Source organism: Burkholderia ambifaria AMMD (assembly GCF_000203915.1).
Classification (GTDB): Bacteria; Pseudomonadota; Gammaproteobacteria; order Burkholderiales; family Burkholderiaceae; genus Burkholderia; species Burkholderia ambifaria.
Map to the genome: position 1 here is coordinate 2,145,059 of NC_008390.1, position 20,629 is coordinate 2,165,687.

Annotated in this window: 23 protein-coding genes; 6 read left to right on the forward strand and 17 right to left on the reverse strand. The window is 65.0% G+C overall.

The window, feature by feature from the left end:
- Positions 1-22: 22 nt before the first annotated feature.
- From BAMB_RS09810 to BAMB_RS09865, 12 genes are all read right to left on the reverse strand, one after another.
- Positions 23-433, reverse strand: a complete 411-nt coding sequence (locus BAMB_RS09810; RefSeq protein WP_041491207.1) for an ACT domain-containing protein — start codon at positions 431-433, stop codon at positions 23-25.
- A 131-nt stretch (positions 434-564) separates the two neighbouring features.
- Positions 565-1,077 carry an ureidoglycolate lyase gene (locus tag BAMB_RS09815; protein ID WP_011657191.1) on the reverse strand — a complete coding sequence of 171 codons (513 nt, stop codon included), beginning with the start codon at positions 1,075-1,077 and terminating at the stop codon, positions 565-567.
- The gene (gene alc / locus BAMB_RS09820) at positions 1,074-2,087 is read right to left on the reverse strand and encodes an allantoicase (protein ID WP_011657192.1); all 1,014 of its coding nucleotides are present in this window, start codon (positions 2,085-2,087) and stop codon (positions 1,074-1,076) included. Before alc ends, BAMB_RS09815 begins: the two co-directional genes overlap by 4 nt.
- A gap of 69 nt (positions 2,088-2,156) precedes the next feature.
- Positions 2,157-2,678 (reverse strand): 2-oxo-4-hydroxy-4-carboxy-5-ureidoimidazoline decarboxylase, encoded by a 522-nt coding sequence (gene uraD, locus BAMB_RS09825; RefSeq protein WP_011657193.1) that lies wholly within the window; start codon positions 2,676-2,678, stop codon positions 2,157-2,159.
- Positions 2,675-3,628, reverse strand: a complete 954-nt coding sequence (gene puuE, locus BAMB_RS09830) for an allantoinase PuuE (protein WP_041491208.1) — start codon at positions 3,626-3,628, stop codon at positions 2,675-2,677. Before puuE ends, uraD begins: the two co-directional genes overlap by 4 nt.
- A 150-nt stretch (positions 3,629-3,778) precedes the next feature.
- Entirely contained in the window at positions 3,779-4,618 is an 840-nt protein-coding gene (locus tag BAMB_RS09835) for an aspartate/glutamate racemase family protein (RefSeq protein ID WP_011657195.1), read from the reverse strand.
- A gap of 10 nt (positions 4,619-4,628) precedes the next feature.
- Positions 4,629-6,113, reverse strand: a complete 1,485-nt coding sequence (locus BAMB_RS09840; RefSeq protein WP_011657196.1) for an NCS1 family nucleobase:cation symporter-1 — start codon at positions 6,111-6,113, stop codon at positions 4,629-4,631.
- A gap of 149 nt (positions 6,114-6,262) precedes the next feature.
- Positions 6,263-6,967: a GntR family transcriptional regulator gene (locus tag BAMB_RS09845; RefSeq protein ID WP_011657197.1), complete on the reverse strand. Its 705-nt coding sequence runs from the start codon at positions 6,965-6,967 to the stop codon at positions 6,263-6,265.
- 308 nt (positions 6,968-7,275) lie between these two features.
- Positions 7,276-8,214 carry a muramoyltetrapeptide carboxypeptidase gene (gene ldcA / locus BAMB_RS09850; protein WP_011657198.1) on the reverse strand — a complete coding sequence of 313 codons (939 nt, stop codon included), beginning with the start codon at positions 8,212-8,214 and terminating at the stop codon, positions 7,276-7,278.
- Positions 8,215-8,323: 109 nt separating this feature from the next.
- Positions 8,324-8,905 carry a tRNA adenosine(34) deaminase TadA gene (gene tadA, locus BAMB_RS09855; RefSeq protein ID WP_011657199.1) on the reverse strand — a complete coding sequence of 194 codons (582 nt, stop codon included), beginning with the start codon at positions 8,903-8,905 and terminating at the stop codon, positions 8,324-8,326.
- Complete coding sequence (locus BAMB_RS09860) at positions 8,902-9,303, reverse strand: DnaJ family domain-containing protein (protein ID WP_006760552.1); 402 nt, start codon at positions 9,301-9,303, stop codon at positions 8,902-8,904. The genes tadA and BAMB_RS09860 overlap by 4 nt, the downstream gene beginning before the upstream one ends.
- A gap of 283 nt (positions 9,304-9,586) precedes the next feature.
- Complete coding sequence (locus BAMB_RS09865) at positions 9,587-10,816, reverse strand: MFS transporter (protein ID WP_011657200.1); 1,230 nt, start codon at positions 10,814-10,816, stop codon at positions 9,587-9,589.
- Between the two features lie 313 nt (positions 10,817-11,129).
- On the opposite strand from BAMB_RS09865, the gene BAMB_RS09870 reads away from it, so the two are divergent.
- The 6 genes from BAMB_RS09870 to BAMB_RS35290 all read left to right on the forward strand — a co-directional run bounded on the left by BAMB_RS09870 (position 11,130) and on the right by BAMB_RS35290 (position 16,357).
- A complete protein-coding gene (locus BAMB_RS09870) occupies positions 11,130-11,900 on the forward strand; it encodes a GntR family transcriptional regulator (RefSeq protein ID WP_011657201.1) in 771 nt (256 codons plus the stop codon).
- Positions 11,897-13,636, forward strand: a complete 1,740-nt coding sequence (locus BAMB_RS09875) for a fumarate reductase/succinate dehydrogenase flavoprotein subunit (RefSeq protein ID WP_011657202.1) — start codon at positions 11,897-11,899, stop codon at positions 13,634-13,636. Before BAMB_RS09870 ends, BAMB_RS09875 begins: the two co-directional genes overlap by 4 nt.
- 11 nt (positions 13,637-13,647) lie before the next feature.
- Positions 13,648-13,893, forward strand: a complete 246-nt coding sequence (locus tag BAMB_RS09880; RefSeq protein ID WP_006755644.1) for a 4Fe-4S dicluster domain-containing protein — start codon at positions 13,648-13,650, stop codon at positions 13,891-13,893.
- Between the two features lie 146 nt (positions 13,894-14,039).
- Complete coding sequence (locus tag BAMB_RS09885) at positions 14,040-15,035, forward strand: HEAT repeat domain-containing protein (protein WP_011657203.1); 996 nt, start codon at positions 14,040-14,042, stop codon at positions 15,033-15,035.
- On the forward strand, positions 15,032-15,352 hold the full coding sequence (locus BAMB_RS09890; RefSeq protein WP_011657204.1) for a gamma-butyrobetaine hydroxylase-like domain-containing protein: 321 nt from the start codon (positions 15,032-15,034) through the stop codon (positions 15,350-15,352). Before BAMB_RS09885 ends, BAMB_RS09890 begins: the two co-directional genes overlap by 4 nt.
- 417 nt (positions 15,353-15,769) lie before the next feature.
- The gene (locus BAMB_RS35290) at positions 15,770-16,357 is read left to right on the forward strand and encodes a hypothetical protein (protein WP_011657205.1); all 588 of its coding nucleotides are present in this window, start codon (positions 15,770-15,772) and stop codon (positions 16,355-16,357) included.
- A 169-nt stretch (positions 16,358-16,526) separates the two neighbouring features.
- On the opposite strand, the gene BAMB_RS09895 is transcribed toward BAMB_RS35290, so the two are convergent.
- Genes BAMB_RS09895 through BAMB_RS09915 form a run of 5 tightly spaced genes read right to left on the reverse strand, consistent with a single transcriptional unit; the run spans position 16,527 to position 20,563 of the window.
- Complete coding sequence (locus tag BAMB_RS09895; RefSeq protein WP_011657206.1) at positions 16,527-17,069, reverse strand: 3'-5' exonuclease; 543 nt, start codon at positions 17,067-17,069, stop codon at positions 16,527-16,529.
- Positions 17,066-18,229 (reverse strand): hypothetical protein, encoded by a 1,164-nt coding sequence (locus BAMB_RS09900; protein WP_011657207.1) that lies wholly within the window; start codon positions 18,227-18,229, stop codon positions 17,066-17,068. Before BAMB_RS09900 ends, BAMB_RS09895 begins: the two co-directional genes overlap by 4 nt.
- A complete protein-coding gene (locus BAMB_RS09905; protein WP_011657208.1) occupies positions 18,229-19,125 on the reverse strand; it encodes an AAA family ATPase in 897 nt (298 codons plus the stop codon). The genes BAMB_RS09900 and BAMB_RS09905 overlap by 1 nt, the downstream gene beginning before the upstream one ends.
- Positions 19,125-19,616: an HORMA-1 domain-containing protein gene (locus tag BAMB_RS09910; protein WP_011657209.1), complete on the reverse strand. Its 492-nt coding sequence runs from the start codon at positions 19,614-19,616 to the stop codon at positions 19,125-19,127. Before BAMB_RS09910 ends, BAMB_RS09905 begins: the two co-directional genes overlap by 1 nt.
- A complete protein-coding gene (locus BAMB_RS09915) occupies positions 19,613-20,563 on the reverse strand; it encodes a CBASS oligonucleotide cyclase (protein ID WP_011657210.1) in 951 nt (316 codons plus the stop codon). Before BAMB_RS09915 ends, BAMB_RS09910 begins: the two co-directional genes overlap by 4 nt.
- Between the last annotated feature and the right edge of the window lie 66 nt (positions 20,564-20,629).

The following is a 20,629-nucleotide window of genomic DNA, read 5'->3' on the forward strand; positions in this document are numbered from 1 at the left end:
CCTGTACGAAATGCGTCGCCCGCTAGCCGCGCATCGCGTCGCGCTGCAGTGCGACGAGCGCATCGAGCGCGCGCGGGCCGTCGTCGAACGGCACGAAGATGTGATCATGATACGCAGCGGCCATCACGTTGCAGCTGATGCCGGCCGCGCCCAATGCCCGCGCGAACGCGGCCGTCAGGCCAACCGCCGCGAGATCCGAATGCACGGTCAGCGTGATCCACGCGGCGCGAAACAGCACGGGCCAGCCGCGGCGTGCCGCAGTCTCCTCGTCGACCACGACCGTCATGCCTTCCGCTTCGCGGAACGTCGCGATCGCTTCGGATAACGATATTTCCGCATCGGCCGGCAACGCGACGAATGCGAAGGCACCGCGATGCAGCTCGGGCTGCATCGTGCGCAGCAGGACGGCGAGGTCGTTTTCAGGTTGACTCATCGGGATCGGGTCCGGAACCGGACTTCGGGCGGTGGCGATGCGGGCACGATAGCACGCGGCACGCATAAAAAAACCCGCGCGGAGCGCGGGTTTCTTGGTTGCTTCGAACGGCAACGGCAGCAATCCGGCTCTCAGGCCGTCAGCGCATCGAGCGCGTCCTCGGTGAGCCACAGCGATTCCTGCAGGTCCTGCTCATTCAGGTTCAAGCCTTCACCGCCGCGATCGACGACGATGAAATCGCTGACGCCGCCGAGTGCGATCAGCGGGTGATGCCACACGCCCTTCGCATAGTTGACGCCCTGCCACCCGCTCGTCACGAACGCGCGGATCTTCGACGGATCGAGATCGCCCGCCGGCGCGACGACGACGAGATACGGCTGGTCGTTCAGCGGCACGAACGCCTGGCTGCCGAGCGGATGGCGCTCGAGCATCTTCACCTCGAACGGCAGCGTGCGCGGCTGACCGCGGAACAGGTTGATGAGCGTGCGGCCTCCTTCGTCAGCCACGTCGACTTTCGCGAGATCGTGAAAGCGGATCGTCGTGCCGAGGTTGATCGGAATCTGCTTCGCGCCCTCCGTTTCGATCACGTCGCCGAACGGGGCGAACGCTTCCCTGGTCAGCGGTTCGATGGCAAGCGTCTTCATTTGTCGAGCGTCCCCCACAGACGCACGCGCGATACGCCACCGTCGGGAATGATGTTCAGGCGGACGTGCGTCACCGGGCCCAGCGACGCGATTTCGTGTTCGAAGTAATGCTGCTTGTCCATCTGCAGCTTCTGTTCGCCGAGCAGCACCGGCCAGAACATCGACTGCGTGATCAACGAGCTGTCGGTGCCGCCCGACACGTACGCGGCCTGGATCGAGCAGCGGTCCGGGTAGTTGCCCTTGAAGAACGCGGTATCGACTTCGATCTTGCGGATCACGCCCGGCTGCGCGAGCGCGATGATCGCCCAGTCGTTACCCGGTTCGCGGCGACGCCGCGTTTCCCAGCCATCGCCCATGTTCACGCCGCGGCCCGGCAGCAGCAGGTTCGACGCGACGCCGAAGTGCTGGTTGTTCGCGGCCACCACGTAGCCGCCGTTTTCCATCGCCGCGAGGTCGAACTGCTCGGTCGCACTCGCGCCGGCCCAGTCGAGCTGCGGCTGGCCGTACACGCGCAGGCGCGCGATGCCGCCGTCCGGATAGATGTTCACGCGCAGGTGCGTGAACGCACGCGCGTCGCTCGCTTCGACGTAGTGATGGCTGTTGCCCTGCAGCGTCGTCGACGGCACGATCTCGACCCACTCGGTCGCATGCGTCGGCGCGCCATCGGCCACGTACGCGGCCTCGATCGACGCGGCCGGCGGGAAGTTGCCGGTGAAGTGGCTCGTGTCGATGTCGACACCCTTGATCACGCCCGGCCGCGCGAGCTTGACGATGCACCAGTCATAGCCCGTCGTGCGCTTGCGGCGTGTCTCCCAGCCATCCATCCACTTGCCGTGATCGTCGTACTTGCCGGGGATGAACACCGCCGGCTCGGGGTTCAGCATCCGCTCCTTCGGCGCGAAGAAGTCGTCGCTGGCCTCGAGCGCCTGCGCACCGAGACGCGGGTCGGCAAGGTTCACGTAGCGCCGCGTGAAATCGGGTGCGTCGGGATCGAGAAGCGGAACAGCCATGAGGTTTCCTTGTTTCAGTGAGGCGGTGAGGCGGTGTCAGGCCGCTGCGACGCAGCAGGCCGTGTTGTGTCAGGCGTCGATCAGGTCGTCGAGGCGAAAGCGCGCGATCCGGTAGATCTGGTCGAGGCTCGCGCGCAGTTCCTCGGCGCGCGAATGATTCACGCGCGACTCGAAGTTCGCGATGATGCCGTGCCGGTCATAGCCGCGCACCGCGAGGATGAACGGGAAACCGAATTTCTCGCGATACGTGCGGTTCAGCGTCAGCAGCTTGTCGAACTCTTCCTGCGTGCATTGATCGAGACCCGCGCCGCTCTGCTCGCGCGTCGACTCGGCCGTCAACTCGCCGCGCACGGCGGCCTTGCCGGCCAGCTCCGGGTGAGCGTTGATCAGGGCGAGCTGGCGCGCTTCGCCGCCCGTCTCGACCGCATCCGACATCGTCTTGTGCAGCGCGTCGATGCTTGCGAACGGCCGCTCGGCCGCGGCGACCTCGGCCACCCACGGCGAATGTTCGAAGATCCCCGACAGCGCCGCGACGAATGCGCTCGGCGCCATCGTGTTGAGTTGATCCAACGTGTAACGCATCGCCTTCATGCTTTCCCTTCGTTTCGATGATTGGGCTGATACGGATGATGTTCACGCCAATGACGCGCGATATCGACACGGCGCGTCACCCATACGCGATCGTGCTGCTCGATGTGGTCGAGGAAACGCTGCAGCCCGCGAAAACGCCCCGGCCGGCCCAGCAGCCGGCAGTGCATCCCGATCGACAGCATCTTCGGCGCTTCGTCGCCCTCGGCGTACAGCACGTCGAATGCGTCGCGCAGGTAGTCGAAGAAGTGCTCGCCGGTGTTGAAGCCCTGCGGCGTCGCGAAGCGCATGTCGTTCGTATCGAGCGTGTACGGGACGATCAGCTGCGGCGACGTGCCGCCGCCCGACACGGCGACGTCCATCCAGAACGGCAGGTCGTCGCCATAGTTGTCGGAGTCGTACAGGAAACCGCCGTATTCCGCGACGAGGCGGTGCGTGTTCGGGCTGTCGCGGCCGGTATACCAGCCGAGCGGACGCTCGCCCGTCACGCGCTCGATCGCTTCCATCCCGAGGCGCATGTGCTCGGCCTCGAGTTCGGGCGTCATGCTCTGGTAGTGGATCCAGCGCCAGCCGTGGCACGCGATCTCATGACCGAGCTCGACGAATGCGCGCGCGAGTTCCGGATGGCGCTCGATCGCCATGCCGACGCCGAACACCGTCAGCGGCAGCCCGCGCTTCTCGAATTCGCGCAGGATGCGCCATACGCCGGCACGCGAACCGTATTCGTAGATCGACTCCATGCTCATGTGGCGGTCCGGATACGCGGCCGCGCCGACGATTTCGGACAGGAACTGCTCGGAGGCCGGATCGCCGTGCAGCACGCAGTTCTCGCCGCCCTCCTCGTAGTTCAGGACGAATTGCACGGCGACGCGGGCACGCCCGGGCCAGTTCGCCTGCACGGGATGGCGGCCGTAGCCGATCAGGTCGCGAGGATAGTTGGGATCGAGTGACATCGGTTCGAAGTGCGACGAAAGCCTGCCGGAGTAATGGGTTCGCATCGACCCGCGCGTGTGCCGGAGGCCGGCCGCGCGGGCCGATGCGATGACGGCCCAGTGTAGCGAAAAGGTGCAGACGCGCCCATACAGCGGCGCAGATAGTACAGGTCAGACGGTGTGTATGTGCGGGTGCGGCAAATCCGGCATCGGTTGCGGCTCGGCGGTCCCGCTGCGCGCCTTGCTGGTGGCGGCCGCCGCGGCCGGCGACGCGTCCTCCGCCGGGCTGAAGCGCGCGAATTCGCCGTCATAGCGCTTCGGCAGCGGCCGCGCATAGTCGCCCCGCTTCGCGGTCGCGAGGCGCAGCGCGACGAGCGCCTCGGCCCACTTGACGGCCGCCGTCACGCCTTCCACGACCGGCGCGCCGATCTGCTGCTCGATCTCGTGCGCGAATTCGGCCATCCCTGCGCAGCCGAGCACGATCGCGTCGGCGCCGTCCTCGTCGAGCGCGCGCCGGCATTCGTCGACGATGATCCGCCGCGCGGCCGAACCTGGCCGGTCGAGCTCGAGCACCGCGACGTCGGTCGCGCGCACGTTGCGGCAGAAGCGCTTCATCCCGTAGCGCTCGGCGAGATGCCAGGCCATCCCGCAGGTGCGCGCGAGCGTCGTGACGACCGAGAAGCCCGGCGCGAGCACGCTCGCCGCGTGCATCGCCGCCTCGGCGATCCCGATCACCGGCCCGCGCGCGACCTCGCGCGCCGCATACAGGCCCGGATCGCCGAAACACGCGATCACGTACGCGTCGCAGCCGTCGCGCTCGCCTTGCGCGATCTCGGCGAGGAGCCCGGGCGTCGCGAGCGCCTCGTCGTAATAGCCTTCGATCGACGGCGGCCCCATTGGCGGGCTCACCGCGACGATCTCGGTGCCCGCGGCCGCGACTTCACGCGCGCAGCGGCCCATCGCATCCGTCATCCGCTGCGTCGTATTCGGATTGATCAGCTTGATCTTCATCGCACGCTCCTCACGCCGTCGTGCTGACGAGCAGCCGGTAGAACACGAAGCCGAGCCCCGCGCCGATGAACCACGAGAAGTTCGCGGCGGCCTCCCAGCCCGGCGCCATCACGCAGACGACCGCGATCACCGCGGCCGGCAGCAGCGCGGCGAGCGCGCGGCGGTTCACGCCGCCCGTGTACCAGTAGGTGCCGCTCTCCGACATCGTGTAGAGGTCGTCGCGCACGAGGCGGCCGCGCTTGACGAGGTAGAAGTCGGCGATCAGCACGCCGTACAGCGGGCCGATGAAGGCGCCGAGCACGTCGAGCGTGTAGTGGATCACGGCCGGGTTGTTGAACAGGTTCCACGGCGTGATGAAGATCGACGCGACGGCGGCGAGCATCCCGCCCGCGCGCCAGCTGATCAGCCGCGGCGCGACGTTCGAGAAGTCGAACGCGGGCGACACGAAGTTCGCGACGATGTTGATCCCGATCGTCGCGATCGTGAAGGTCAGCGCGCCGAGGATCACCGCGGTCGGATGATCGATGCGGCCGACCGTCGCGACGGGGTCGGTGATGAGTTCGCCGAACACCGGCAGCGTCGCGGCCGTCGTGATCACCGTGACGAGCGAGAACGCGAGGAAGTTGACCGGCAGCCCCCAGAAGTTGCCGCGCTTCACGTCGCCGAACGAGCGGCAGTAGCGCGAGAAGTCGCCGAAGTTCAGCATCGGCCCGGAGAAGTACGACACGACGAGCGACACGGCCGTGATCATCACCGGAATCACTTCCGCGCCGTGATACTTGACGCCGCCGAGGTTCAGGCCGATGTTGCGCCAGCCCGCGCGCCACACCATGTAGCCGGCCAGAATGAACATCACGACGTAGACGGCCGGGCCCGCGAAGTCGATGAACTTCTTGATCGTCTCCATCCCGTTCCAGAACACGAACGCCTGCAGCACCCACAGCAGCATGAAGCCGGCCCAGCCGACCGCGGACAGCCCGAGGAAGCCGTAACGATGGACGTCCGCGTACGGCAGCCATTGCGGGAAGAACTTCAGCACGACGATCACGAGCGCGCTGGACGCGAGATAGGTCTGGATGCCGTACCACGCGATCGCGATCAGCCCGCGGATCACGGCCGGCACGTTCGCGCCGAGCACGCCGAACGTCGCACGGCACGCGACCGGATACGGCACGCCGATCTGCTGGCTCGGGCGCGCGATCAGGTTGCACAGCCGGTTCACGATCGTGATGCCGACGATCAGTGCGATCAGCACCTGCCAGCTCGTCAGCCCGAGCGCGAACAGGCTGCCCGCGAACACGTAGCCGCCGACGCTGTGCACGTCCGACATCCAGAACGCGAAGATGTTGTACGAACCCCATGTCTGATTCTTTAGGGGTGCCAAATCTTCGTTGTACAAACGTCGACTGTAACCATCCGGCAACGGGGAACCGCCGCCCTCGCCGCCTTCTTCCGCCGGATACGCGCTGTCGTGCGCCACACTGAACTGAGCCATGACTTCTCCTTGACGCGGCCGCCCGGCCGCTCCACCGTCATCGATATCGCTCCGGCTCGTCGCCCGGAGTCGGACTGGCGGCCGGCGGCGCAAACCGCCGGCCTGCATTGCTCTCGTCGTGTGGCGCGCGGGCCGGTTCGCGTCGCCGCTCAGGCGCCGCCGAACACTTCGCGCAAATCGACCTGCCCTTGTGCGGGCCGGTCCAGCATCTTCAGTTCGACATGCTGCAGGTGGTGCGCCATCAGCGTCACCGCCCGCTTCGGATCCCCTGCTTCCAGCGCGCTCAGGATCTCGTCGTGGTCGTCGCACGAGCACGGGCTGCGCCCGTGCGACTCGTACAGCGCCGACATCAGCGTCGAGCGTGCGACGAGCCCGTCGAGGCACTCGCAGAGCGTCGCATTGCCCGTCAGCGCCGCGAGCGCCGTATGGAATTCGCCCGACAGGCGGATCCACGCCGCGAAATCGTGCCGCTCGAACGCCTTGCGCTCCTTGTCGATCAGCGCGGCGACGCCCTTCAGCCGCTTTGCGCCCGGCCCCGTCGCGAGCCGCTCGACGACGGCCAGCTCGATGATCCGGCGCATCTCGAACACCTCGTGCACGTCCTGCAGCGTCGGACTCGCGACGAACGCACCGCGGTTCGGCTCGAGATCGACCAGCTTGTCGGCCGCGAGCAGCGCGAGCGCCTGCCGGATCGTCCCGCGCTTCACGCTGAACACGTCGCAGAGCTGCGCCTCCGTCAGCTTCGCGCCGGGCGCGAGCCGATGCTCGAGGATCGCGGTGCGGATCCGCTCGGCGATCGCTTCGGGGCCGGCTGTACCGGACGCATGGGAATCGGGCTCGTTCATGACCTGCATCGTGTGATGGTCCTCATCCTAGGATGGACATAAAGATTGTCAACAATTCTTTTCTCGAAATGCGCACAATCCATGTGCATGCCGTCGCGCCAGATCCGTGCGCGGCGCACGAAAGCCAGGCACGGCAAGCATTTCAGGCTTATTCAAGGCGGATCACGGCGTATACCCTTCCGGTTATTTTGTTGACAAAAATGGTGCACGCCATAAGACAAGCCCAATCGACAGCGATGAAAATTTGCGACCGTTAGTTGCGCCTATCCCCAAAGAAAAGGCGGGGAACCCCCGCCTTTCGATGGTGCCTGTCCGGCTCAGCCGAGATGCGGATAGTCCGACAGCGTAAGCCGGAAACCGTGCGCATTCGCGACGAGCTGCGCGTGCGCGCCGAACGGCAGCGTCAGCAGGTCGGGCACGTGACCGAACTGCAGCCCCGTGACGACCGGGATGCCGATCACCGAGCGCACCTGGTCGATCATCGCCTGCATGTCGTAGCCGTTGTCGTAGTCGAACGGCCGCGCGCCCGTGAACTGCCCGAGCACGAGCGCCTGCTGGCGCGCGAGCAGCCCCGACAGATGCAGCTGATAGATCATCCGTTCGATCCGGAACGGCTGCTCGTTGACGTCCTCGATGAACAGGATGCCGCCTTCGATATCGGGCATGTACGGCGTGCCGACGAGCGACGTCAGGATCGCGAGATTGCCGCCCCACAGCGTGCCCGTCACGTTCACGGTCTGCACCTGCGGCGCTTCGGCGATGATCGTCGTGGTCGGCTGCGACAGCGTCTGCCAGAAGTGTTGCATCGTGAAGTCGCTCAGTGTTTCCGCGCCGAAGTCGGCCGACAGCATCGGGCCGCCGAAGGTCTTGATGCGCGCCTTCGCGTACAGCGCGAGCTGGATCGCGGTGAAGTCGCTGTGGCCCACCAGCGCGATCGGCTGGTCGCGCAAACGGCGCTCGAGCCCGCGATAGTCGAGCCCGTGCAGGATGCGGGCGGCGCCGTAGCCGCCGCGCACCGCGAGCCCGATGTCCGGCAGCGCGCGCTCCGGATCCGCCAGGCGATTCAGGTCGCCTGCTCGCTCGCCGTCGGTCCCGCCGAAACGCTGAAAGCGGCGCTGCGTCGCCTCGATGTTCTCGATGCGCTGCTGCGCGCCGCTCAGGCGTTCGAGCGCGCGATTGATCGCGTCGGGATCATGCGGATAACCGGACGGCGCCAGCAGGCGGATGGTGTAGGACGCGGCGGGCTGGAAGGACATGGCGGAAGGGTTCAGGGTCGTCAAACCTGCTTAGAGGGTCCGAACCGTCTCGGGTTCACGAAACCGGGCGGCCCGCCCCGCTTCGGGAGACGGGCGCGTTCGGGGGCGCTTATGACGCGCCGGCTTCGGCGTCGCGAGCGAGCCGCGCTTCACGCAGCGCGCGGCGGCGTTCCGCGAAGAACGACTTCAGCGCGGCGCCGCACTCGTCGGCGAGCACGCCGCCGGTCACCTCGGTATGGTGGTTGAGCTGCGGATTTGCGAACGCGTCGATCACGCTGCCGCAGGCACCCGTCTTCGGATCGGCGGCGCCGTAGACGACCCGTGCGATGCGGGCGTGCATGATCGCGCCCGCGCACATCAGGCATGGCTCGAGCGTCACGTACAGCTCGCAGCCGGGCATTCGGTAATTCTGCAGATGCTGCGCGGCCATGCGCAGCGCGGCCATTTCCGCATGGGCCGACGGGTCGTGCCCGCCGATCGGATGGTTGAAGCCGCGCGCGATTACCTCGTCGCCGCACACCAGCACGGCGCCGACCGGCACTTCGCCGGCCGCGCGCGCCTCTTCGGCGGCGGCCTGCGCGAGACGCATGAAATGCAGGTCGCGCGCCGACACGGGTGCGGCTTCGGGAACGGGAGAATCGGTAGAGGCTGCGGATCCGGCTGCCGCGTCGTGCAGCGCGTCGGTGCTCACATCGGCCCCGCTTCGGCGGGCATGTCGTCGAGCCCGCGTTCGCAGAGACGCTCCGCGATGCGCCGGCAATAGTCGCGCGGCATCACCATCGGGCCGCCGCGCAGCGATTCGAGCGCCATGTCGAGCGCGAGGATCTTCGCCTGCAACCGGCAACGCGCGGCGCGGTCGCTGACCGCCTGCAGTTCGTCCTGCAGGTTGCGCAGCGCGCGCAATTGCTCGACAGCCGGCGGCACGAAGCCCGCGTTCTTCAGGATACGGTTGGCCACCCGCACCTCCTCGGGTACGAGCAGGTCGTCATCCAGCGCCTGCGGCGCGCCGGTACCCGGCAAATCGTCGAACTCGCCCCGCGCGGCGGCGGCGGCGATTCGTTGTTCGACCAGTGCGTCAAGCAGTCTCATCAGTCATTCGGAACAATGCGGCAGCCGAATTCTAGCAGGGTGACGCGCGTGTGACAGGCCATTCGAACGGATGCTCGATATTGTGGTTTTAGGGGCGGAATCGGCGCGCATGCATGCCGATCGCCGCGACTTGCCGCTGTGCTGCGCCGCAGCAGGCTTCGCGGGGATTTGGCGCCAGTCTGGCCTGATTTGTGCATGCGCCGCCGCCCCCGCTTTTTTTATTTTCGTCGGCGCGAACCAGCAGTCGTCATTCCGCCGAAATCGCCGCTTCAGGGCAGCCGGGTCATGCGGCGATCGGCTGCGACCGCTCCTTGGGAAACGGCCGGAACATCATCGCCACGAGGAACGCGCCGATGCCGATCGCGAACGATCCGAGGTACAGCCAGCCGTAGCTGCCCAGCGCATCGACGATGAGGCCGCCGGCGACCGGCCCCGCCGCCATCCCGAGGCTGCCGGCCATCGCGCAGCCGCCGATCACGGTGCCCATCATCCGCAGCGGGAAGTTCTCGCGCGCGAGCACCGCATAGAGCGGCATCACGCCCGCATAGATGAAGCCGAACAGTGTCGCGACAACGTAGAACCCGTCCAGCGTGCGCACGAAGTAATAGCCGAGCGCGCCCAGCGCCTGCGCGAGCAGCCCCGCCACCAGCATGCGCTTCGCGCCGAGGCGGTCGCCCAGCAGCCCGAACGCGATGCGTCCGCCCATGCCCGCGAGCCCCTCGACGCTGTAGATCGACACTGCGGCGATCAGCGGGATCCCGCAGGTCACCGCGTAGCTGACCGTATGGAAGATCGGGCCGGAGTGCGTCGCGCAGCAGAAGAAGTTGGTCAGCAGCAGCACGAGGAACTGCGGAGAGCGCAGCGCGCCGCCGACCGACAGCGGCGCGGTCGCGGACCCGCCTGCCGGCGTCGGCCCGTCGAGTGGCCCGGCGTGCGTCACATCGAGCGCGGGCGCACGGCGCACGAGCAGCGACGCCGGGATCATCACGACGGCGGCCAGCGCGGCGATCGCCAGCATCGACGTGCGCCAGCCGTGGCCCGACACGAGCCAGGCCGCGAGCGGCGACATCGTCATCGGCGCCATGCCCATGCCGGCCGACACCAGCGATACCGCGAGGCTGCGGTGCGTGTCGAACCAGCCGGTCACGCAGGCCATCATCGGCGCGAACACCGCGGCCGTCGCACTGCCGACGGCCAGCCCGAAAATCAGCTGGAACGCGAGCAGCGACGGCGCACGGCTCGCGAGCGCGACGCTCGCCGACAGCAGCACAGCGCCCGTCACGACCACCGCGCGCGTGCCGATGCGATCCGACAGGCTGCCCCAACCGATGCTCGCGAAGGCCATCGCGAGGAAGCCGAGCGTCATCGCGCCGGAAATGCCGGTCATCGACCAGCCGGTGTCGCGTGCAATGGCCCGCAAGAACACGGGCAGCGAGAACATCGCGCCGATCGCGATGCAGCCCATCAGGCCGCCCGCGGCGACGATCACCCAGCGATAGCGGGAATCAGGCATCTGGTCTCTCCTTTCTCTCCGTCGTACAGGCATCGATCAGGAACCGGACCGCGGCCGCCCGGCCAGCCCGGTCGATATCAACACGACGAATGGCGTACCGGAAAATCGACACGCACGACGCCGGGCAGCGCGAATGTCCGATCGTCGGCCGATATTCGAATTCGAGCGACCGACAACGGGCAGATCCCGACAAGCGTCAGCCACGCCGCCGCCCCGCTTTTCCGGAATCGGAAAGTCGAAATCAGAAATCGTTGGTTTGGACGCGCGAGCGCGCTCACTACACTCGAGCCATCTTGTCATAACAAGTTGACCGATGACCCAACCCAACGTCGTGCCGCTGTCGGCGGCCCCGCTCTACGTGCAGATCAAGGACACGCTGCGCGCACGGATCCTCGACGGCACCTATGCGCCGCACAGCCGGATGCCGTCCGAGCACGAACTGTGCGCGATGTTCGACGTGAGCCGCATCACCGTGCGCCAGGCGCTCGGCGACCTGCAGAAGGAAGGCCTGCTGTTCAAGTTGCACGGCAAGGGCACCTTCGTGTCGAAGCCGAAGGCGTTCCAGAATGTGACGTCGCTGCAGGGCTTCGCCGAGGCGATGTCGTCGATGGGCTACGAGATCGTCAACCAGCTGCGCAGCGTTCGCACCGTGAAGGCCGACCGCCATCTCGCGACGAAGCTGAACGTGCCGGAAGGCGCGCCGCTCGTCGAGATCCACCGCGTGCGGCTGCTCAACCGCGAGCCCGTGTCGCTCGAGCAGACGTGGGTGCCCGAGGCGCTCGGCAAGCGGCTCGCGGGCGCGGATCTCGCGACCCGCGACATCTTCCTGATCCTCGAGAACGACTGCGGCGTGCCGCTCGGCCACGCCGACGTGTCGATCGACGCGATCCTCGCCGACGATGAAATCGTCGATGCGCTGCGCGTCGAGGAAAGCAGCCCCGTGCTGCGTATCGAGCGCCTGACGCACGACGCGTCGGGCACACCGATCGACTACGAACACCTGTACTTCCGCGGCGACGCCTTCCAGTACCGGTTGCGCATCGATCGGCAGAAGGCGCTCCAACCTGCAAGGAACCCGCAATGAATACCCATGTACTCGAATACGACATCGTCGTGGTCGGCGGCGGCACGGCCGGCCCGATGGCCGCGATCAAGGCCAAGGAGCGCGACCCGTCGCTGCGCGTGCTGCTGCTGGAGAAGGCCAACGTGAAACGCAGCGGCGCGATCTCGATGGGGATGGACGGCCTGAACAACGCGGTGATCCCCGGCCATGCGACACCCGAGCAGTACACGCGCGAGATCACGATTGCCAACGACGGGATCGTCGACCAGGAAGCCGTCTACGCGTATGCGACGCACAGCTTCGCGACGATCGAGCAGCTCGACCGCTGGGGCGTGAAGTTCGAAAAGGACGGCACCGGCGACTACGCGGTGAAGAAGGTCCACCACATGGGTTCGTACGTGCTGCCGATGCCGGAAGGACACGACATCAAGAAGGTGCTGTACCGGCAGTTGAAGCGCGCGCGCATCGCGATCACGAACCGGATCGTCGCGACGCGCGTGCTGACCGACGCGCAGGGCCGCGCGAGCGGCGTGCTCGGCTTCGACTGCCGCACCGCCGATTTTCACGTGATCCGCGCGAAGGCCGTGATCCTGTGCTGCGGCGCGGCCGGCCGTCTCGGGCTGCCCGCGTCCGGCTACCTGATGGGCACGTACGAGAACCCGACCAACGCGGGCGACGGCTACGCGATGGCGTACCACGCAGGCGCGGCGCTCGCGAACCTCGAGTGCTTCCAGATCAACCCGCTGATCAAGGACTACAACGGCCCGGCCTGCGCGTACGTGACGGGCCCGCTCGGCGGCTTCACCGCGAACGGCAAGGGCGAGCGCTTCATCGAGTGCGACTACTGGAGCGGCCAGATGATGTGGGAGTTCTACCAGGAACTGCAAAGCGGCAACGGTCCGGTGTTCCTGAAGCTCGACCACCTCGCCGAGGAAACGATCCAGACCATCGAGCAGATCCTGCACACGAACGAGCGGCCGAGCCGCGGCCGCTTCCATGCGGGACGCGGCACCGACTACCGGCGCCAGATGGTCGAGATGCACATCTCCGAGATCGGTTTCTGCAGCGGCCACAGCGCGTCCGGCGTGTACGTGAACGCGCGCGCGGAAACGACCGTGCCGGGGCTCTACGCGGCCGGCGACATGGCGGCCGTCCCGCACAACTACATGCTCGGCGCGTTCACCTACGGCTGGTTCGCCGGGCAGAACGCCGCCGACTACGTGGCCGGCCGCGATCACGCGGCGGTGGACGACGAACAGGTCGCCGCCGAACGCACCCGCGTGCTCGCGCCGCTCACGCGCGAGCGCGGCCTCGCGCCGGCGCAGGTCGAATACAAGCTGCGCCGCATGGTGAACGACTATCTTCAACCACCGAAGGTGACGCGCAAGATGGAAATCGGCTTGCAACGTTTTGACGGAATTACAGAGGATATCGAAGAAATCAAGGCGAATCACCCGCATGAACTGATGCGCGCGGCCGAAGTGCGCGCGATTCGCGACTGCGCCGAGATGGCCGCGCGGGCGTCGCTGTTCCGCACCGAGAGCCGCTGGGGACTGTATCACCATCGCGTCGACTTCCCGCATCGCAACGACGCCGAATGGTTCTGCCACACCTGGCTGCGCAAAGGCGTCGACGGCACGATGCGCAGCGAGAAGCGGCCGGTCGAACCGTACGTCGTGCCGCTCGCCGACGACGAACGCAGCGCCTACGCGCAGTTGCGCATCCGCGAACCGGCCGCACGCGCGGCCGCCCTTTGAGGAACCTTGCCATGCCCCATACCCCGCACGACATCTTCCTGCGCAGCAGCGCGCCCGTGACGATCGACGAGGACCGCTGCATCGCCGACAAGGGCTGCACCGTCTGCGTCGACGTGTGCCCGCTCGACCTGCTCGCGATCGACGTGACCAAGGGCAAGGCGTACATGCAGTTCGACGAATGCTGGTACTGCATGCCATGCGAACGCGATTGCCCGACCGGCGCGGTCAAGGTGGACATTCCATACCTGCTGCGCTGATGCCGCGCGCCGCCGGCGCGGCGCTTTCCCACTACCGTGCTCACGACACATGAAACCTGAAACCTGCGCTGCGCGTGCGTCGACATCAAGCGCCGCTGCCTGGCACTGCTTGACCTCACGCGCCTGACCGCTACGAGTTTTCGACCATGACCGCTTCTTCCCCTGCTTTCCCGCTGCCCGGCGCGCACGATTCCGACCATGCCGCGCTCGTCTCACGCGTTGCCGCAGCCGACGCATCGGTGCGCCGCATTGCGCTGCTCGAACTCGCCGATCTCGAGGATCCCGAGCTTTTGCCGACCTTCGTTGCCGCGCTGCGCGACGATCCGTCCGCGGACGTGCGCGGCGAAGCCGCATGTGTGCTTGCCGCGTGGGAACAACCCGATGTCGTCGACGCACTGTGCCGTGCGCTGCTCGACCCCGACGACGGCGTGCGCGCGATCGCCGCGCAAGGCCTGTCCGAACTGAAGGACGTCGCATCCGGCGCCGTGCTGTGCCGCTGGGCCGAACACGCCGAAGCGTTCGTGCGCGTCGCCGTGCTGCGCGGGCTGCGCGAACTGCGCGATCCCGACGCATTCGTGCCGGCGCTGCGCGCGCTCGACGCGCCGGTGTCGGCCGTGCGCGCCGAGGCCGTCGCCGTGCTCGGCTGGCTCAAGGACGCGCGCGCACTGCCGCCGCTCGCGCGCATCGCAACGACCGACACGCATGCGGACGTGCGGCGCATCGCGATCGGAGCGGTCGGATTCGCGGCGCCCGACGACGCGGTCGTCGTCACCGCGTTGCTGGCGGCGCTGCGCGACGCCGCGTGGCAGGTACGCGAGGAAGCCGCCGCGACGCTCGGCAAGCTGCGTGTCGCGGCCGTACGCGCACCGCTCGTCGCCGCGCTCGACGACGATTACTGGCAGGTGCGCTTGCGTGCGGTGCGCGCACTGGGGCAATTGCGCGACGCGGCTGCGGCGCCGGCCATCGTCGGATTGCTGTCGCATGCGATCAGCAACCTGCGCAAGGAGGCGGCACTCGCGCTTGGCGAACTGCGCGATCCGGCGACGCTGCCCGCGCTGCGCGGCGCCCTTGACGATCGCGATCCCGAGGTGCGCAAAGCCGTGCGGATCGCGATCGCGCAGGTCGGAGATGCCGCACGATGATGCCGCCGACCGAGATCCGCATCGATCATGCGGCGCGTGCGTTGGTGCTGCGCTGGCCGGACGGCGACACGCAACGCATCGGCTATGCGCGGTTGCGCAGCGATTGCCCGTGCGCCGCATGCCGGAAGATCCGTCTCGGTGGCGGCCGGGTTGATGCGCAACCCGGCCTGACGCTGGACGGCGTGGAAGCGGCCGGCTACGGCATCCGCCTGCTGTTCGGCGACGGTCATGCGCGCGGCATCTATCCGTGGCCGTATCTGGCGGAACTCGGCAAAGACCCGGCGGATGCGACCGCCTGCTTGTCGAAGCAGCCCTGAGATGCCAGCACGGCCCGCACGGCACAAAAAAACGCCCGGCAGGTTCCCCTGCCGGGCGTTCGCATCATCCGATGCCGTGATTGGCTACCGAGGCACGCCTCGGCGCCGGATCACTCCCACTCCATCATCAACAGGCCACCCAAACCCGCGTGGTTAAAGGACTTGGCTGTGATCGACATGGGTCTTTACCGTCGTTTTTACCGTCAGAAGCGCAGATCTTTTGCTGGCGCGGGAGATGGAGCGATTCTTGAGGGAGCGACGTTTTCGGCGCCATCATCAATCAGGTAGAAGGATACCTAAAGACGAACCCGTTCCCAAGGCATCATGTCGGGATCGGTGCCACGGCTCCGTCCAGCCTGCATCGACGGCGGGCGACACTGGGCCACTGAAGCTTCGCGATAAGACAGAGATCAAAGCATGACAGATTTAACCGCCAACGCGATTGCCTGCCTCGGATGGGGTTCCCTCGTCTGGGATCCCCGCGACTTACCCTGCCGTGGAAGCTGGCACAACGACGGGCCCTCACTGCCGGTCGAGTTTGCGCGCGAGTCAGGCGCGAAGAAGAATCAGCGAGGCGACAAGATTACGCTGGTCGTCTGTCCCGAGAGCGCGCGTGTTAGGACCTACTGGATCTTGCTTGATGTACCTGACCTCACAGCCGCACGAAGGTGCCTGGCCGCACGCGAAGGCATTCCTAAGAACTGGGAAACCGATATCGGCTTTGCCGATTGTGCCAGTGGCCACGCGCATGGACTGGAAGCCGACACGATCACAACCTGGGGATCGGCCATCGGTCTAGCCGGCGTCGTCTGGACAAACCTACCCTGCAAGTTCAATGGTCAGCAGGTGATGCCCAGCGAAGCCGAAGTCATAGCGTTCCTACGGGCTCTGGATGGCACCAATCGCGCACCTGCAGAGCGATATGTCCGCCAAGCCCCGACCCAGATAGACACGCTCTACAGGCAAGCGATCGAACGGGAACTCGGGTGGCTCCCTCACGGCTAAGCTGACCAACAGGCGCATCCGTCAACGGCATGCCCGCTCCCTCCCCCGCCACTGCTACGTACGGTGCTCAGGCGAGTTCGGTGAGATAGGCAGATTCACGACTCCAGATGGCACTTCGCTACTTCTTCCTCAGAAGCCACCGCAGGGCGCTTGAAAGCGAGAGCACGCGCTACTTCCGTTGTTGAATCAGCCGAAACAGTTCGGCTTGATACTGTGCATCGTGGAGAGCGTCGTGATCCCCCTTCAGCGTAGGATTCAGCGCGGCAGCAATTTGACTGGATCGCGTTTGCGCCCAACTGCTACGCGCAGCTCCCATGTACATCGATTTGATGTCAAGCGCGGCAAACCCGAAGGGGTTCTCGCCCAAGTAGCGATGGAAGTAGTAGTTTACGAAAGACCAGTCGAACGGTGCATTGAATCCAACAAAGACCGGCGTGGCATCAGGTCCTGCGGTGCTGATCACCCAGTCTCTGAACTTCTGCATGCCCACCACAGGATCAAGTCCATCGCGCTCCAGTCTGTCCAAAGACAGGCCCGTGACTTCCAATGCTTTTGGATCGGCGTTGCGCGTGGTCGGCTTCAGCTCGCATGAGAACGTCTGCTGCGGGTCAAAGACATCGCAGGCGCCAATCGTGAGGAGACTGAACTCGCCCGGGATGGGCCCTGACGTTTCAACGTCGACCGACAAAAAGACTTCGCGATTGCTTTTCATGGGATAAGGGGCTCCGTGGGCACGAGGGGTGGACGGCTCTTGATAGCATTCCAATGCGTACGAAATTCGCGGCGCCGGTCCTCCGCACTACCAGTTGTCTTCCAGTGGTGCCCCGATAGCGAATAGATGTCGAAAGGATGTTCCGTTCCAGCCTTCGCCAGCACCATGGTCGGCAGCCCTCGGCCCAGCGCATAGCCCAGCTCCAAAAAGCAATTGGGACGTAGGCCGGTGATGTCAGCAAGGACGACGCGACTGCGATGCAGCTTCGTGAAGATCTCCTGATCGATACGGGCATGGTCGTACGCTTGGTTGCCGTCAACGACCGTCAGCTTGTACCCCAACTCGCCCTCCATAACCGGCTGCACAACAGTGTCGAAGAATTCCTGAACATCGTTGTAGTCGGCGTGTGTCGGATTCAGCAGCCGCACGACGAATGCCTTGGGCGGAACCAGAGCCTCCAACAAGTCCAACAGATCACGCACACCATCTGCTACACCTTTCCTCGCAGGAATCTCGATGCGATTGAGCCAACTATGCGCAGACGTGCCACCTTCCGTCTGAAACAGGCGCTGCGCATTGCTGCCGGTGAGGCCGTACTCAAACAACCGAAGCGCACCGGCGTTCGCTGGTCCCAGCTTCAGGTTTAACGGGATCACGGGCTTGCCGGCGTCGTGGTAGAGATTGGCCAGGAACAGCACCCCTTCTCCACCGCCAAGTGCGATGAGGATGTCGCCGTGCCGCGCCTGCGCTTCCATCCGCTTGCTGTTCATGTTCCAGTGCGCAGCGCTTTCGATCTGGACCAGTGCCGAACCCCGCAGCGCACCCCAGACCCCAGCGAACTGGTCGGGAATCTGATCTTCGTTCTTGTGGTGCTTGACCGCGACCACCAATGGATTTGGAGCACCCTCAGGACGTGTATGCAGATTCTTTTGAATCGTGTCCCAGATCAGCCAGTCGAAGCAGATGGGCAAGCCATCCGATCGCGTCTTCTCTGCATCCACCGGGACAACGAAGCTGGCCCCCTTGCGAAGCAGATCTTTGACCAGCACTTCCACAACCTCACGTGCACGGGCTACTTCCTCCGTGGTCGCCACTGAGGCGTCGGCCGCAATGCTGCCGGTGATATGGATACGACGCCCAAACAGAGATGACCGCGCCATTACTTGTCCTCCATGACAGGTGATGGACGCAGTGCCGCTGCCGCGTCGTGGAGATGTTTAAAGGTCAGCGGATGGTCGGGAAACGCCTGCGCCATGGCGGCTGGATAAAGCCTGGTTCGAATGTCCGAGAAAGTCCACCCCGGGCGTTTGCTGTGCGCGCCGGTGGTCGCGACGAGTTCGTCGATCTGGCGCTCGGTAAGCGCGAGGCCGTCCAGATCCATCTTGAACAATGCGCGCCTCTCTTCGTCACTTGGGCGCTGAAACTCTTCCACGACTGCGGCCCGGCGCTGCAGGGCGGCATCCAGCACCGACAGACGATTTGTGCACAGGAACACGACAACCCTGCCCCCGAAATGCCGCAGGTCATCTACGCATTGGATCAAAGTGTTGACCGCAACCTTATCCTCATGGTGGCTGTGCTCTTGCGAGCGGGACGCTGCAAGTGAGTCACCTTCATCGATCACAAGGACAGCGCGACGCGTCTTGCCTGCCGACTGCGTGACTTCATGGAACGCTTGGGTCAACAAGGTACCCATTTCTCCGACTTTGCCACTCCCGCGCACACGGTTGCTGAGCTTGAACAGCAAGGAATCTTCGGTGCGTGATTCTTTCGCCAGGCGATTGGCGATGCACTCGGCCGTCGCTGTCTTGCCGGTACCGACATCCCCGTGGAAGATCACAAGTGGATACTGCTCGGCCACCAAATCACAGATTGCAAGCTTCTGACGATGGTGCTTCTTGCTCCATGTCGCGAGTTCGCCAAGGTTGAGCAGGAGCCGCAACTGATCGTGAATTTTCTGATAGCGCGCGTCGAAACCCAGCAGCGTCTTCTCACGCGCCGCCAAGCGAGCGTCCGGCAGTGGAATCTTGCCGTCGAAAATATTCTGTTGGCTCATTAACTGAAGTCCCTTCGCTGCATGCCGTAACCATTGCTGGCGTAATCACGACTAGCACTGGATGTCAGGGTGGCGTGGCTGGTATCAGCACTGGTCGGCACCCAACCGATGCGCAGCTTGCCACCCATCTTCTCTTTCGCCGCCGAGTCGTACGCAGCGGTGTAGTACAGAACAATTCGCAAGTCGGGATTTGGCACCTTCGGCCACAGCACCCCACCAGGACGGCTCATCGTGAAGTCGCCCGCCTCGGTGTTCACCTCGAAGCGGGTGGCCTTTTGCTCGACTCCATTACTCATCAGCGTGAGGTCAACCATCCGCAAGTAGCCATTCTTGGCCAGCGCTTCGATGTCATGGCCCCAATCGCGCGCCTTGTCCTCCGTTACGGCACCAGAGCTGCTTGCAATCATCACCAGATCCGCCGTCACGCGGCGCATGACGACTTCGACATCGGCGACGGAATAGGTTTCAGTGGCGCTATAGGTTTGACTCATGCTTCCTCCTTGACTTTGAATCGTGGTCCAAACAGTTCCTTCCAGATCTCAATGTCGTCTTCGGTCGAAGCAAAGTTGGCTGTCTCCCAAGCCTCCGTGGCAGCCGCGACGATTTCCAGGCGCTCGTCTTCGGAGATGCGACTGGTCACGTTGTTGGTATTGCAAACCGGATCGAGGATCACCACGGGATCGGCGAACGCAGGAGAAACCTTGCCGTTCTCTGGGAACGTGATGACCTCCTTGAGCCCTGACTGCGCGATATAGAGCAGGAAATCGCGGAAGCGCTTCTCGATTGATCCGTCCTTGCCATTCTTGGCCAGGAGATGCGCCATGATGAGCTCGATGGCGAACGATTTCAGCGGCTTCAGCTCAACTCGATTGCGCCACTTCTTAGCAAGCCGAACGAGGGTTCGAAAGTCGCCATCTACATCCTTGCGATCGCGAACGAACTTGATCTGGCAAGGCGCGCAGGTCTGAACCTTGGTGTTGTCGTGAATGTCGAACTGCCAGCCGTAGCCCGGTCGCGCGGGGTCTTCGATGACCGGCACGATGTCCACACTCAGCCCCGAACCAACGAAGGTCACGGTTGCGGCCTTGCGCTGGATTTCAAAGTCTTCGACGGCCTTGTTCGGATACAGCTTGATCAATGCGTCGTAGATCAGCTGACTCAGGCTCGCGAGAGTTTCCTTGTCAACGCTGCGTCCGGAGATATAGAACACCACGTCGACGTCCACCGGATCTTCTGACGTCTTGCGTAAGATCGTGTACTTCGCGAACGAACCAGCCTTGACCACCTTCGTGATCTTGATCTCGCTCTGATCCTTCAGGCGCTTGCTGAGTTCGGTCACGAGCCTGTCTACCTGCTCGTGGTACTCCTTGCGTTTGTCGGCAGGCAAACGCAGAACGTTGCTGTCGTAGTATCGAATTTCCGTGTTGTTCAGGGACATTTTCTTCTCCGGCTTCCAAGCTCACAAGTTACTGAGTGATTGCGCTTCGACGTTGCCTGGCTTGGG

Excerpts from the sequence above, each read along its gene's own strand:
- puuE (WP_041491208.1), bottom strand. The coding sequence starts at position 3,628 with ATGTCACTCGATCCCAACTATCCTCGCGACCTGATCGGCTACGGCCGC.
- BAMB_RS09870 (WP_011657201.1), top strand. The coding sequence starts at position 11,130 with ATGACCCAACCCAACGTCGTGCCGCTGTCGGCGGCCCCGCTCTACGTG.
- BAMB_RS09835 (WP_011657195.1), bottom strand. The coding sequence starts at position 4,618 with ATGAAGATCAAGCTGATCAATCCGAATACGACGCAGCGGATGACGGAT.
- BAMB_RS09900 (WP_011657207.1), bottom strand. The coding sequence starts at position 18,229 with ATGGCGCGGTCATCTCTGTTTGGGCGTCGTATCCATATCACCGGCAGC.
- alc (WP_011657192.1), bottom strand. The coding sequence starts at position 2,087 with ATGGCTGTTCCGCTTCTCGATCCCGACGCACCCGATTTCACGCGGCGC.
- BAMB_RS09895 (WP_011657206.1), bottom strand. The coding sequence starts at position 17,069 with ATGAAAAGCAATCGCGAAGTCTTTTTGTCGGTCGACGTTGAAACGTCA.
- BAMB_RS09875 (WP_011657202.1), top strand. The coding sequence starts at position 11,897 with ATGAATACCCATGTACTCGAATACGACATCGTCGTGGTCGGCGGCGGC.
- uraD (WP_011657193.1), bottom strand. The coding sequence starts at position 2,678 with ATGAAGGCGATGCGTTACACGTTGGATCAACTCAACACGATGGCGCCG.
- BAMB_RS09810 (WP_041491207.1), bottom strand. The coding sequence starts at position 433 with ATGAGTCAACCTGAAAACGACCTCGCCGTCCTGCTGCGCACGATGCAG.
- BAMB_RS09910 (WP_011657209.1), bottom strand. The coding sequence starts at position 19,616 with ATGAGTCAAACCTATAGCGCCACTGAAACCTATTCCGTCGCCGATGTC.
- BAMB_RS09905 (WP_011657208.1), bottom strand. The coding sequence starts at position 19,125 with ATGAGCCAACAGAATATTTTCGACGGCAAGATTCCACTGCCGGACGCT.
- BAMB_RS35290 (WP_011657205.1), top strand. The coding sequence starts at position 15,770 with ATGACAGATTTAACCGCCAACGCGATTGCCTGCCTCGGATGGGGTTCC.
- BAMB_RS09890 (WP_011657204.1), top strand. The coding sequence starts at position 15,032 with ATGATGCCGCCGACCGAGATCCGCATCGATCATGCGGCGCGTGCGTTG.
- BAMB_RS09840 (WP_011657196.1), bottom strand. The coding sequence starts at position 6,113 with ATGGCTCAGTTCAGTGTGGCGCACGACAGCGCGTATCCGGCGGAAGAA.
- BAMB_RS09880 (WP_006755644.1), top strand. The coding sequence starts at position 13,648 with ATGCCCCATACCCCGCACGACATCTTCCTGCGCAGCAGCGCGCCCGTG.
- BAMB_RS09915 (WP_011657210.1), bottom strand. The coding sequence starts at position 20,563 with ATGTCCCTGAACAACACGGAAATTCGATACTACGACAGCAACGTTCTG.
- BAMB_RS09815 (WP_011657191.1), bottom strand. The coding sequence starts at position 1,077 with ATGAAGACGCTTGCCATCGAACCGCTGACCAGGGAAGCGTTCGCCCCG.
- BAMB_RS09845 (WP_011657197.1), bottom strand. The coding sequence starts at position 6,967 with ATGCAGGTCATGAACGAGCCCGATTCCCATGCGTCCGGTACAGCCGGC.
- BAMB_RS09865 (WP_011657200.1), bottom strand. The coding sequence starts at position 10,816 with ATGCCTGATTCCCGCTATCGCTGGGTGATCGTCGCCGCGGGCGGCCTG.
- BAMB_RS09885 (WP_011657203.1), top strand. The coding sequence starts at position 14,040 with ATGACCGCTTCTTCCCCTGCTTTCCCGCTGCCCGGCGCGCACGATTCC.
- ldcA (WP_011657198.1), bottom strand. The coding sequence starts at position 8,214 with ATGTCCTTCCAGCCCGCCGCGTCCTACACCATCCGCCTGCTGGCGCCG.
- BAMB_RS09860 (WP_006760552.1), bottom strand. The coding sequence starts at position 9,303 with ATGAGACTGCTTGACGCACTGGTCGAACAACGAATCGCCGCCGCCGCC.